We start from the raw sequence: 13099 nt of genomic DNA, 5'->3' as shown, positions 1-13099 counted from the left end.
GACGCCCCCTTAGGGAGACGTCTTACTCAGCCCTCCTACGTTCAATGGCTGCATCTCTTTCGAGGGGGAGATGCCGAGCAAATGGCAGGCAAGCGGAGCCACCTGCAATTGCGGAATTGCCTCCTCGCGAATACCGGGAGATATCAGGTCGCTGATGACAAACAAGGGAACGTCCCGGTCAGCGCTAGAGGTGCCCCCATGATTTCCATCGGCTGTCATCCCGTGATCGGCTGTTACAATGATTTGATAACCCGCATCGATCCACGCAGGAAGCACATTTGCCAGTATCGAATCTGCCGCCAGAACGCGATTTCGATATCGTGCGGAATCGGCCGTATGCTTATGTCCGTCATCATCGATATTCATGGAGTGGACGTATAGAAAATCCGGATTGTATCCATTCAGCAAAAAGTTGGCGTCAGCAAACAAGTGTGTATCTGGATAGTGATCTTCCCAGTAGAACATTCCGTTTTGTATCGGCTTGTCGGTGTTCAATTGGATTCGGTCGTAAAACGGATTGAACGGAGCCTTGTTATAAAGTTCGCTTACCCAGCAATAAGCGGCAGCAGCGTTGGACAGTCCGTTTTTCTGCGTCAGGTGAAAGAGACTCTCCTGCTGCGAAAGCCGAACCGTCTGATTGCTGGAAATGCCGTTCTTCCACACAGGGGTTCCCGTTAAAAGAACCTCATACAAAGGACGAGAGAGACTGGGTAGTTCCGATCGCACCTGAAAGCGGGCCGCAATGCCGTACTCAACCAGGTGATGCAGGTACCCCATGTGCGAGACGGCTGTATCAAATCTCAATCCGTCGAGCACAATCATCGCGAGCTTGCTAGCGCACATGGATTAACACCTTCTCTTGCCATAACTGCGGCAACTTTTTAGCCGTCTCTTCCCAAGCAGTCAAATCGCCCACAGGACGTGCGTTTTTATACATGTCATCCGGGAGCAGCATGGCTTTAGCGGATTCATCCAGCTTGGCGTTAGCGCGAATCGGTCGTGCATAGCCGCGAGCCAAATTGGACTGTCCAGCGTCGGAGAGAATGTATTCACGAGCCAGCATGGCAGCGTGTGGGTGCTTGGCGTACTTGTTGATAACCGTAGCGTATCCGCTGCTGACTGATGCTTCTTCCGGGATGAGGACATCAAAGCGGTTTTTGTCGATTTTGTCCCGATACCCGAGCGCGTTGAAGTCCCACAAGATAGCAACTTCGACCTCACCCTTTTCTAAATTGGCAAGAGTCGGATCGCTCGTACTGAGCCGCTTGTTTTTTGCCAACTCAGCGAAAAAGTCAATGCCGGGCTGAATATTTTTCTCATCTCCCCCATTAGCATAGGCAGCGGCCAAAACGGCAAACTGCGCCTGGTTCGCTTTCATGACATCGCCAATCGCGATCTTGTAGCTTCCGTTTTTCAAATCTGCCCAGGACTTGGGAGGATTTTGCACCTTTGTCTTGTCAGTGATAAAAGCCAGCGTTCCGGTATAGCCCAGCAACCAATGTCCTTCATCATCTTTTGCCCAGTCGGGAATGTCGTTCCAGTAAGAGGTTTTGTAAGGCAGTGTCAGCCCTTTTTGCTTGGCTAACGGTCCAAAAGCGATGCCTACGTCGCCGATATCTGCTGTTGCGTCTTCTTTTTCTGCTTCAAACTTAGCCAATTCTTCTGCACTCGACATGTCCGTGTCCGTATGCTTCAAGCCATATTCCTTTGTAAGATTGCTCCAGGTCTCCCCCCAGTTTGCCCACGTGTCCGGCATTCCCACGGAGTTGACTTCTCCCTCTTGCTTTGCTTTTTCCACGATTTGATCCAGGGTCAATTGCGACGTATCCAGAGAAGTGCCTGATTTCGTCTCGGTGGCACATCCCGCAAGCAGAAAAACGGAAGTCATGACAACAACGGTTCGTTTCCAACTTAACTGGTTCCCTCTCATCTTTAAGGCCCCTTTTCGTTTTTATTTGTGTTTGATTCTTTGTTTTTTTCTAACCCAATCGTAAACAACCAAAATGAAACTGATATAAATGCGTTGTTAAAAAGCTATTAAGACTCTATGAAAAATAGAAGTGAACGCAAAAAGTGGTCCTCTGAATACCAGAGAACCACCTAGTCCTTCGTTTTTCCTGTTTAATTATGCGCGAATTGCTCCTCTTCCGTCGATCCGCTGAGCGCAGTCGTAGAGGAATTGCCGCCAGAAATAACTTGCGCAACCTCATCGAAATACCCGGTACCCACTTCACGCTGATGACGAGTGGCGGTATAGCCATGTACTTCGCTAGCAAACTCAGCCTGCTGCAATTCAGAATAGGCAGCCATTCCGCGGTCACGATATCCCCGCGCCAGTTCAAACATGCTGTAATTCAGGGAGTGGAAGCCAGCGAGCGTGACAAATTGGAACTTGTAGCCCATCTCGCCGATCTCTTCCTGGAAGCGAGCGATAGTCTGTTCATCCAGCTTCTTTTTCCAGTTGAAAGAAGGAGAGCAATTGTACGCTAACAGCTTGCCCGGGTATTTGGCATGGATCGCTTCGGCAAAACGGCGTGCTTCCTCCAAATTCGGCTCAGAAGTCTCGCACCAGATCAAATCTGCATAAGGAGCGTACGCAAGTCCCCGGGCAATCGCTGCATCCAATCCGCCGCGTAGACGGAAGAATCCTTCTGCTGTTCGTTCACCCGTCAGGAATGGTTTATCCTGCTCGTCGATGTCGCTGGTGATCAGGAAAGCGCCATTGGCATCGGTACGTGCCACGATAATTGTTGGGACTCCCATCACATCTGCCGCAAATCGAGCGGAAATCAGATTACGTACAGCCGCCTGCGTCGGAATCAGTACTTTTCCGCCCATATGGCCGCATTTTTTCTCGGAAGCCAGCTGGTCTTCAAAATGCACACCTGCTGCGCCCGCTTCAATCATGCCCTTCATCAATTCAAAGACGTTCAATGGCCCACCAAAGCCCGCTTCTGCGTCTGCCACGATCGGAGCAAACCAATTCGTGTCGGTACCACCTTCTGATTGATCGATCTGGTCAGCGCGTTGCAATGCCTGATTAATTCTTTTTACGACTTGAGGAACACTGTTTGCCGGGTAGAGGCTTTGATCAGGATACATCTGACCAGACAGATTAGCATCGGCCGCTACCTGCCAGCCACTCAAATAAATCGCTTTTAATCCTGCCTTTACCTGCTGAATCGCTTGATTCCCGGTCAAAGCCCCCAACGCTTTAATATGGTGCTCGGTATGCAACAGATCCCATAGACGCTCTGCTCCCAGACGAGCCAGTGTATGTTCGATTTGTACGGAACCGCGCAGACGAACGACATCTTCTGCCGTATACGGACGTGTAATTCCTTTAAAACGCTCACCCTGCCAGCTTTGCTCCACCTGTTGAATCGCTTCCTGTTTGTTTACTTTTTTCATTTTCATTTCCCCCACTCATTTTTATTTTTACAAATAGCGATAACCCGGTACCGTTAGGAAGTCTTCAAAATCTTCTGTCGTTACCAATTGCAAGAACAGATCTCCAGCAGTCGGATACTTGCTTTTGTCGTATCTCTCCTGGCCAATTGCTTGCTTGATCGCTTGCAGCTCCTCACTCAGCCACTGCTTCACCAAGCCTTCCGTCACCTTTCTACCATCCTGCAAGACTCCGTGACGATGACGCATCCATTGCCAGACTTGTGCCCGCGAAATTTCTGCTGTAGCCGCATCCTCCATCAGATTGTTGATCGGCACAGCCCCAGAGCCTCGCAACCAAGCCTCGATGTACTGCAAACCTACGCTTATGTTCGTACGGACACCCGCTTCTGTAATCGTGCCCTCTGGGACTGCCAGCAGGTGACTAGCAGATACGTCTACGTCTTCACGTTTGTACCAAATTTGGTTCGGCTCTCTCATCAGGCGATCGAACACTTCCATAGCTACCGGCACTAGCCCCGGGTGAGCAACCCAAGTCCCATCATGTCCATCGTACGCTTCCCGCTCTTTGTCAGCGCGCACTTTGGCAATGGCTTCTGCGTTTTGTACCGGGTCATTTTTCACCGGAATTTGTGCAGCCATTCCGCCGATGCAGGGTGCCATCCGTTTATGGCAAGTCTTCACGGCCAGCGTGGTGTATGCTTTCATGAACGGAACTGTCATGGTTACTTGCGCACGATCCGGTGTAATCACATCAGGCTGATTCCGCAGCTTTTTGATATAGCTGAAAATGTAATCCCAACGTCCGCAATTCAGTCCTGCACTATGCTCGCGCAGCTCATACAAAATCTCATCCATCTCAAAAGCCGCGAGAATCGTTTCGATCAATACTGTCGCGCGAATCGTGCCGCGTGGAATATTCAATTCATCCTGCGCGAAAAGGAAGACGTCGTTCCAGAGTCGAGCTTCCAAATGGCTCTCCAGTTTCGGTAAGTAGAAATACGGTGCTGTTTGATTCGCGACAAGAGCATCTACGTTGTGGTAAAAGTAAAGTCCGAAGTCAAGCAGGCTGCCGGAGATCGGTTTTTGATCGAGGAGGATGTGCTTTTCTTCAAGATGCCAGCCACGAGGACGCACGATCAAAACCGCTGTTTTTTCATTGAGGGTGTATGATTTGCCCTCCGGACTGATGTAAGAGATATTGCGGCGTACCGCATCCTTCATGTTGATTTGGCCTTGGATGGTGTTCTCCCAGGTCGGTGAGTTCGCGTCCTCGAAGTCAGCCATGAAAAGCCGAGCACCCGAGTTCAGTGCATTGATGACCATTTTCCGGTCACCCGAAGGTCCTGTAATCTCCACCCGTCTGTCCTGCAAATCTTTGGGCAATGGAGCAACAGTCCAATCTCCTTTGCGAATGTCCGCTGTTTCCTCTAAAAAATCGGGTAGTTGACCTGCATCAATCTGCAATTGGCGCTCCACGCGTTTCGCCAATAATTGTTGGCGTCTGTCGCCAAACCTTTGCTCCAGCTTCATCACGAATTGAATCGCTTCTGGTGTCAGGATATCTTGATAACCAGGGTGCATCTCACCGGAAATCTGCACCTCCAGCGGATATGGATTCGTTGGTACAGTAGTCAAAACAGCTCCTCCTCCCTCACTCGAAAGTTATTGTGGTACAGTTAGATAAAATGTTTTTTATTATATAACAGAGGTAGCAAAAAAAATGTCCTTACTCCTGATACCCGCTGCCACTGCAATGGCTGCAACATACATGCCCGTCTCCCAAGCAATTGTGGCAAGCCGCTCCGTTGGCATCACGACCAACGCCTCCACATCTTGGGCAATTTTGTTCTCCGTTACCTTCACACCGATAGCAGTCCATTCTCCATTCCTCCATTCCTGTATTAAAACAATATTCTTAAAATTTGTTTTTATTATATAACAGAGATTAGTACAGTGCAACACGTTTTTTAAAAAATATATCTGTATTAGTACACAATATAAAACAGCCCTTGACCCGTTATGGATCAAGAGCTGTTTTCCAAATCTCTCGCTTATTACTTCGGTGCGATCTTATCTACTCCGCCCATGTACGGACGAAGAGCTTCTGGAATTACGATTGTTCCGTCTGCCTCTTGGTAGTTTTCCAAGATTGCTGCTACTGTACGTCCAATCGCCAAACCGGAACCATTCAATGTATGCACAAATTCTGGCTTCGATTTCGTATCGCGACGGAAACGGATATTGGCACGGCGTGCTTGGAAATCTTCAAAGTTCGAGCAAGACGAGATTTCACGGTATGTGCCGCCGCTTGGAATCCAAACTTCCAGGTCGAATTTCTTCGCAGCCGTAAAACCAAGATCGCCTGTGCACATGCTCAGGACACGGTATGGCAATCCAAGCAGTTGAAGCACCTTTTCAGCGTTTTTCACCAGTTTGTCGAGTTCGTCATAAGACTCTTCTGGTTTCACGAATTTCACCAGCTCAACTTTGTTGAATTGATGCTGACGAATCAACCCACGCGTATCACGGCCAGCAGAGCCCGCTTCCGAACGGAAACATGCGCTGAAAGCAGTGTAGTAGCGAGGGAGATCCGCTCCATCCATGATCTCATCACGATGCATATTGGTGACGGGCACCTCTGCTGTTGGAATCAGGAAGTAATCTGGTCCCTCGATTTTGAATGCATCCTCTTCAAACTTAGGTAATTGCCCCGTTCCCGTCATGCTCGTACGGTTGACGATATACGGTGGGATCACTTCTTCATAGCCATGTTCATTCGAATGCAAATCCATCATGAAGTTCATCAGTGCGCGCTCCAGACGTGCGCCCAAGCCTTTATAGAAAACAAAGCGGCTTCCAGTTACTTTTGCCGCGGTTTCAAAATCGAGAATGCCTGCTTGGCTAGCCAGCTCCCAGTGAGGCTTAATCTCGAAGTCAAACGCACGTGGCTCTCCCCATGTCCAGGCGATCACGTTATCGTCTTCAGTCGTACCGATCGGCGTGCTCTCATGCGGAAGGTTTGGCAGGCTCAGCAAAATGAACTCGAGCTGTTCATCCAGTTGGCGCAGTTCTTCATCCAAACCCTTGATGCGCTCATTTACTTCTTTCATTTCAGCGATTAGATGGTCTGCATTTTCCTTATTGCGTTTCATGACAGCTACTTGCTCGGATACCGTGTTACGCTTATTTTTCAGCGCTTCTGCCTCTTGGATGACTTCGCGACGCTTTTCATCTACTTCTACGAATTGATCCAACGCAGAAATATCTTCATTGCGGTGAGCCAAACGGCGTTTTACTTCTTCTAAATCCTGGCGTAATACTTTTACGTCCAACATGTGTAAATCCCTCCGAATCATATTGAAAAAAAACAAAAAACACCCGTCCCCTGGTAAGGGACGAGTGTTGTATACCCGCGTTGCCACCCTCGTTGACATATGCAGCAATCCTTCATGCATATGCCCACTCTTCCGTCATAACGGGACGGTTCCGGGCAAAGTTGTTGTTCCTTTGCCACTCCGAGATGGATTCCCTCACATAACCGGATCGGTTTGCACCTACCACCGACTCTCTAGGCCTGGCTCTTGTGAAGTACTTGTTCTCATCATCGCATTCTCATTCATGAATACTATTATTGTTAACTGTACTACAGGTTCTATACGTATGTAAAGAGCAGCCCATCCTGATCTGTACAGAAAAAAGAAGACCGGCACCTTTTTACGGCCGATCTTCCGGTATGACAGCTAGCTTCTGTATTCCTTGACCATGTCGAGGAAGTATTTGTGCAGTCTTGTATCTTCGGTCAATTCTGGGTGAAAGGCTGCTGCCAAATAATGACCGCTTCGGGCGACAACAATCTTGTCTTCATGCTTGGCCAAGACTTGACCGTTCTCTCCCACTTCCATAATATACGGAGCCCGGATGAACACTGCCGGGTAATCTGCCGCTACACCCGCAACAGGCATCAAGACTTCAAAGCTCTCCTTTTGGCGACCAAAAGCATTCCGCTCAACTTTGATATCCATCAAGCCTAAATGGTAATCGTCTTGTCCTTGAATCCGTTTCGCCAGAAGAATCGCTCCTGCACAAGTTCCGAAGATCGGCTTGTTCGCCTTACCGAATTCTTGAACAGCCTCCATGAATCCGTACTTGTGCATCAGCTTGCTAATCGTGGTGCTTTCTCCGCCGGGAATGACCAGTCCATCTAGGTCATCCAGTTCTTCTACTTTTTTGACCGGGACAGCTGTCGCACCAACCTCTTCTAGCATTCGCAGATGTTCTGCTACAGCTCCTTGTAGAGCGAGTACGCCGATTTTCATGCTACTCACCTTACCAGCCGCGCTCTTGCATGCGATCAGCTTCACGAATTTTGGAGATTTCGATTCCTGGCATTGCTGTTCCCAAGCCTTTGGATACGCGAGCAATCAGTTCGTAATCTGTGTAGTGGGTGGTCGCTTCTACAATCGCGCGAGCAAACTTCTCTGGATTCTCTGATTTAAAGATACCAGAACCAACAAACACGCCATCCGAGCCGAGTTGCATCATCAGGGCAGCATCCGCTGGTGTTGCTACTCCGCCTGCTGCGAAGTTTACGACTGGCAGCTTACCTGTTTTGTGTACCTCTTCAAGCAGTTCGTATGGAGCACCCAGGTTTTTGGCTTCTGCCATCAGTTCATCGTAGGACATAGCTTGCACTTTGCGGATTTGGGACATCATCGTGCGCATGTGACGAACAGCCTCTACAATGTTTCCGGTTCCTGGCTCACCTTTTGTGCGGATCATGGATGCACCTTCCCCGATACGGCGGAGAGCTTCACCCAGATCACGGGCGCCACATACAAACGGTACAGTGAACTCTTTTTTATTGATATGGTACAAGTCATCTGCCGGAGTGAGCACTTCACTCTCGTCGAGATAATCTACACCCAGAGACTCGAGAACACGCGCTTCAACAAAATGACCGATTCGAGCTTTTGCCATAACAGGGATCGAAACAGCATTCAGTACTTCCTCTACAATGCTAAGGTCCGCCATGCGAGCAACTCCACCTGCTGCACGAATGTCAGACGGTACACGCTCCAAAGCCATTACAGCAACAGCACCCGCTGCTTCTGCAATTTTCGCTTGTTCAGCATTCACGACGTCCATAATGACGCCGCCTTTTTGCATTTCAGCCATACCTCTTTTAACGCGGGATGTTCCTACTTGTACCATTAAAAATACCCCCTACATCATGAGTCAGAACCGAAACTGTTATGCGGTGTTATGGTTCCTGTTACCGTCATTGTAAACGATAGATGTAGGGGAAAACAATAGTTATTTAATTTCCTGTTCCACTGCTAAACAAATTGCTGAAAAACTCAATGATGCTGCGGAAGAACAGACGAATCCAGCTGGCTTCCTCTACTGCCTGTCCTGCTACGATATCCACGCCTGCTTTTGCTGCGTCTTCAGGCTGCAAGTAATCCGATTCCTTCATACCTTCTTCTTTCAAAACAATCTTACCGACAACTTGTCCTTGCTGGATCGGTGCGGTTAGCTCCTGGAAGGTAACTGTTGGCGTGTATTTTGCTTCCGTACCGGTTTTGGTGATCATGTTTACTTCACTGCCTGTAACAACTGGCACAGTTACCTCTACACCGTTTTTCACAGGAGCTGTTTCAAATCCTTTGACTGGTACATTCTTGTCCATTTGTTTTGTGAGCTTGAAATTGGCAAAACCGTAGTCAAACAGTTTTCTCGTCTCAGCAAAACGCTTTGACTCGGAGCTAGTTTTCATCACGACGCTAATCAAACGCATGTTGTCGCGAACAGCCGTACCTGTAAAACAATAACCTGCTGCATTTGTATGCCCCGTTTTTAATCCGTCTACACCTGGGTAATAGCTAATCAGGCTAGGCAGCATCCAGTTATAGTTTTTCTTGCTCCACTCTTTTGGTGTACCTGTACGGAAGGTGAAGATTGGTTTTTTGGAGGTCTCCAACGCATCCGGGAAATCGTGAATCAGCGCACGGGCAAGGATCGCTGCATCACGAGCAGACATCAGGTTTTCTGTTTGATCGGTCTGAACAGAGTATGGACCCAACTCATTGGCTGGTAATCCAGTTGAAGTGACGAACGAAGTATTTTTCATACCAAGCTCTGCTGCCTTTTTGTTCATCAATTCAACAAAGGCTGCCTCACTGCCTGCGATCTTCTCAGCCAAAAGTACAGTAGCGTCATTGGCTGATACGATTGCCATCGCTTCATACAATTGTTTAACTGTAAAGGATTCGCCTAAATTCAAATACACACCAGACGAATCAGAAATTTTAGCAATATAAAACGCATATTCACTTACAGGGACGACATCATCCCATTTCATTTTCTTTTGCTTGATGGCATCATGAACCAGATATTCGCTCATCATTTTACTCATACTCGCAGGCGGAAGTGCTACATCAGGATCTTTACTATAGAGAACCTTTCCCGTCGATGCCTCAACAAGAATGGCAGACTTCGCTTCCAATTGTAAATTCGCTTGAGATGCTACAGGGGCAGCTTCCACCTTTGAAACCGATCCTCCCATTGCTGTAGCAAAAACAGCGACAGAAAGGAACAGACCTGTCAATCGCTTTGTCCATGTCTTTCGCTTCATGTAATCTCTCACTCTCCTATTTCTGTCGATTTCTTTTTTCATGAAACAAGCACACAATTGTAAGTGTACCATAGGTTGCAGGGTAGCTTGAAGCGAGATTCCTCCTATTTCCACATGTTAGTGGCTAGTAAAAATCCCCTCTCTTTATAAAAGAAAGGGGACGTAGGTCTTCTTTACCACTTTTTCGCTTAAGAAATCGAGTAGTTAGGTGATTCTTTTGTAATTTGTACATCGTGTGGGTGGCTCTCACGCAAGCCAGCGCCGGTAATGCGAACGAACTGGGAGTTTTGAATCAAATCTTCGATAGTCTTCGCTCCGCAGTATCCCATACCTGCACGCAGTCCACCAATCAACTGATACGTGACATCCGCCAATGGGCCTTTGTAAGGAACACGGCCTTCGATCCCTTCCGGAACGAGCTTTTGTGCGTTCTCTTGGAAGTAACGGTCCTTACTGCCGGCTTTCATCGCGCCAATCGATCCCATTCCGCGATATACCTTGAAACGACGCCCTTGGAAAATCTCGAATTCGCCCGGGCTTTCTTCTGTACCAGCGAACAGGCTTCCGATCATGATCACTGAAGCACCTGCACCAATTGCTTTTGGCAAATCACCGGAGTATTTAATGCCGCCGTCGGCAATAATTGGAATATTGTACTCTCGTGCTACCTGTGCACAATCATGGATCGCTGTAATTTGCGGAACCCCGATACCTGCTACAACACGAGTTGTACAAATGGATCCAGGACCGATACCAACCTTCACCACAGATGCGCCAGCTTCGATCAGATCGCGAGTAGCTTGTCCAGTTGCAACGTTTCCTGCGACGATGGTGAGCGTTGGGTATTCTTTGCGAACTGCTTTTACCGTTTCAATTACGCCTTTGGAATGCCCATGAGCCGTATCGATTACCAAAACGTCTACGCCAGCTTGTACAAGTGCTGCGGCACGCTCAAACGTGTCTGCCGATACCCCAACAGCAGCACCACACAGCAAGCGGCCTTGGTTATCTTTTGCTGCATTTGGGTATTGGATTGCTTTTTCAATATCTTTAATCGTAATGAGTCCACGCAGGATGTTGTTCTCATCCACCAACGGGAGCTTTTCGATTTTATGTTGTTGCAAAATCAATTCTGCCTGTTGCAGTGTAGTACCGACAGGAGCCGTTACCAGGTTTTCTTTGGTCATCACGTCTTTGATCTTGATGGAGAAGTCATGTACAAAGCGCAAATCGCGGTTGGTAAGAATCCCGATCAGTTTTTGATTCGCATCGACAATCGGAACACCGGAGATACGATATTTACCCATGAGAGCATTCGCTTCTTCTACGGTATGTTCTTGAGTCAAAGAGAATGGATTGGTAATAACGCCACTTTCAGAGCGTTTTACACGATCTACCTCGCTTGCTTGTTGCTCGATGGACATGTTTTTATGGATAATCCCGATACCACCTTGGCGAGCCATGGCGATTGCAAGTCCAGACTCCGTTACGGTGTCCATCCCAGCACTGATCAGAGGAATATTCAGCTTCACATTCTCACTCAATTGTACTCGCAGATCAACATCCCTTGGCAAAACTTCAGATTTTGCTGGAATGAGCAATACATCATCAAACGTTAAGCCCTCTTTAACAAATTTATCTTCCCGCACAGTTGAAAGCTCCTCTCGGCGAATTGTTTAAGACAGTTTAACAAACCGCTTAATTTACTGTCAAGAAATGAGTATATCGTTCGGTTATAGAATTGATTAGACAGATAAATCAAAAAATATTTAGGGAAACATAACCAAATTACGAAAATTACCAAAGGTGGGTAACATGGATAACGCTTGGAAAACATTACGCTATTTTGAGACCGAACCAACTGCACGTAAATATTTGGCTGCCTGCTATCATGACATGGGTACTGAGCATGCCGAGCGACTAGCCTTTCAACAAAGCTCGCGTTTCCTTTATCTCTGGAGACAAGCCAGACATTTTTATTCCACTTCCGCTGTTGCCGACTTGTCCATCCAGCCATTGCTGCTGTTTTATGGTTGCTCTCACTTGTTGAAGGCGATGTTATTGACTCGTGATCCGTATTATCCCCAAAACAGTCGTGTTCTGCAACATGGTGTCACGACCAGAAAGCTTAAAAGAAACGCCTATATCCTAATGGAGGACGAGGTTCGTCCACAAAAGGAGGGGTTTTTTGCGCAATTAACTCACGTGTTCCAGCTTGCGCCGTTACAAGAGCGCTATTCAGTCCATGATTTATTTTCATCCATCCCTAGCGTGAGCGATAGTTACGGAATTGCTACGGATCAACCACGTAACTGGATAACGCCAAAGATTGAGCATATAAGTCAGGATGATTTGATTCGCATTACCTTTCCTGAAAAAACCGACGGGCCATTATCCTATTCAACTGAGACCTTCACCCAGTACATTCACAGGCTGGCTCCATCTTCATGCATCTTGGAAAAGCTCTCCTGGGGAAATAATAAAATCAGAAAGGAACTGACCCTTCCTCAGTGTGCCCTGTCTGAACTGGATCAACACCCGTTATTTCGTTTACATCAGAACGTCCTGTTCTTTTGGAATGGTTCGGCTTCTTCTCTACCTCTTCCTGAATGGGCGATTCATTACTTGCTGCTTTATGTACTCGGCATGCTTTGCCGCTATGAAACGGAGTGGTGGGGAGAGCTAACGATGTCTCACGGACTTGTTGAGCGATATGTGGTGGAACATTTTTTGGAACATCATATGGATACCTTTCCCTCGGTTATTCGAAAGCAATTTTACCGAAATCACCGGATGCCCCTTCCCCCTTTTCCCTCCGATCCGTATTAAATTTCATGTCACTGCTTTATCTACACCAAAAAACCTTCCTGCCATCATCAGCAAGAAGGTTCTCTTTTATTCCCTGAAAACTGGATCTGCATGATCAGTTGCTAAGTGTGTGGATAAGTCCTCGACCGATTAGTATTCGTCAGCTCCACGCGTTACCGCGCTTCCACACCGAACCTATCAACCTCATCGTCTATGAGGGGTCTTACCAGCTTGCGCTGTGGGAAG

11 protein-coding genes, 1 rRNA gene and 1 other annotated feature are annotated in these 13099 nt (G+C 47.7%); of the genes, 1 reads left to right on the top strand and 11 read right to left on the bottom strand.

The annotated features are described in order from the left end of the window. Positions 1-9: 9 nt before the first annotated feature. From M3630_RS24940 to guaB, 10 genes are all read right to left on the bottom strand, one after another. The gene (locus tag M3630_RS24940) at positions 10-843 is read right to left on the bottom strand and encodes an alkaline phosphatase family protein (RefSeq protein ID WP_251253895.1); all 834 of its coding nucleotides are present in this window, start codon (positions 841-843) and stop codon (positions 10-12) included. Next, complete coding sequence (locus tag M3630_RS24935; RefSeq protein WP_251253894.1) at positions 833-1930, bottom strand: ABC transporter substrate-binding protein; 1098 nt, start codon at positions 1928-1930, stop codon at positions 833-835. Before M3630_RS24935 ends, M3630_RS24940 begins: the two co-directional genes overlap by 11 nt. 191 nt (positions 1931-2121) lie before the next feature. Continuing rightward, a complete protein-coding gene (aceA, locus tag M3630_RS24930) occupies positions 2122-3411 on the bottom strand; it encodes an isocitrate lyase (protein ID WP_251253893.1) in 1290 nt (429 codons plus the stop codon). 27 nt (positions 3412-3438) lie between these two features. Continuing rightward, positions 3439-5046 carry a malate synthase A gene (aceB, locus tag M3630_RS24925; protein WP_251253892.1) on the bottom strand — a complete coding sequence of 536 codons (1608 nt, stop codon included), beginning with the start codon at positions 5044-5046 and terminating at the stop codon, positions 3439-3441. Between the two features lie 60 nt (positions 5047-5106). After that, positions 5107-5274, bottom strand: a complete 168-nt coding sequence (locus tag M3630_RS24920; protein ID WP_232774357.1) for a hypothetical protein — start codon at positions 5272-5274, stop codon at positions 5107-5109. Positions 5275-5465: 191 nt separating this feature from the next. After that, a complete protein-coding gene (gene serS / locus M3630_RS24915) occupies positions 5466-6746 on the bottom strand; it encodes a serine--tRNA ligase (RefSeq protein ID WP_221868197.1) in 1281 nt (426 codons plus the stop codon). A gap of 53 nt (positions 6747-6799) precedes the next feature. After that, positions 6800-7025, bottom strand: a binding site (T-box leader). 126 nt (positions 7026-7151) lie between these two features. Then, positions 7152-7727 (bottom strand): pyridoxal 5'-phosphate synthase glutaminase subunit PdxT, encoded by a 576-nt coding sequence (gene pdxT, locus M3630_RS24910; protein WP_232774356.1) that lies wholly within the window; start codon positions 7725-7727, stop codon positions 7152-7154. Positions 7728-7737: 10 nt separating this feature from the next. After that, positions 7738-8622, bottom strand: a complete 885-nt coding sequence (gene pdxS, locus M3630_RS24905; protein WP_012683798.1) for a pyridoxal 5'-phosphate synthase lyase subunit PdxS — start codon at positions 8620-8622, stop codon at positions 7738-7740. 106 nt (positions 8623-8728) lie between these two features. Further along, positions 8729-10045, bottom strand: a complete 1317-nt coding sequence (locus M3630_RS24900; RefSeq protein WP_173612164.1) for a D-alanyl-D-alanine carboxypeptidase family protein — start codon at positions 10043-10045, stop codon at positions 8729-8731. A 188-nt stretch (positions 10046-10233) separates the two neighbouring features. After that, positions 10234-11694, bottom strand: a complete 1461-nt coding sequence (gene guaB, locus M3630_RS24895; RefSeq protein WP_173612165.1) for an IMP dehydrogenase — start codon at positions 11692-11694, stop codon at positions 10234-10236. A gap of 166 nt (positions 11695-11860) precedes the next feature. On the opposite strand from guaB, the gene M3630_RS24890 reads away from it, so the two are divergent. Next, positions 11861-12874: a YaaC family protein gene (locus M3630_RS24890; protein ID WP_251253891.1), complete on the top strand. Its 1014-nt coding sequence runs from the start codon at positions 11861-11863 to the stop codon at positions 12872-12874. Between the two features lie 109 nt (positions 12875-12983). Here the strand turns inward: M3630_RS24890 and M3630_RS24885 are convergent. Beyond that, positions 12984-13099 (bottom strand): 23S ribosomal RNA (locus tag M3630_RS24885); the annotation flags it as partial.

It is taken from the genome of Brevibacillus sp. MER 51, assembly GCF_023714195.1.
Classification (GTDB): Bacteria; Bacillota; Bacilli; order Brevibacillales; family Brevibacillaceae; genus Brevibacillus.
This window is presented reverse-complemented; position numbering and strand designations above follow the sequence as displayed.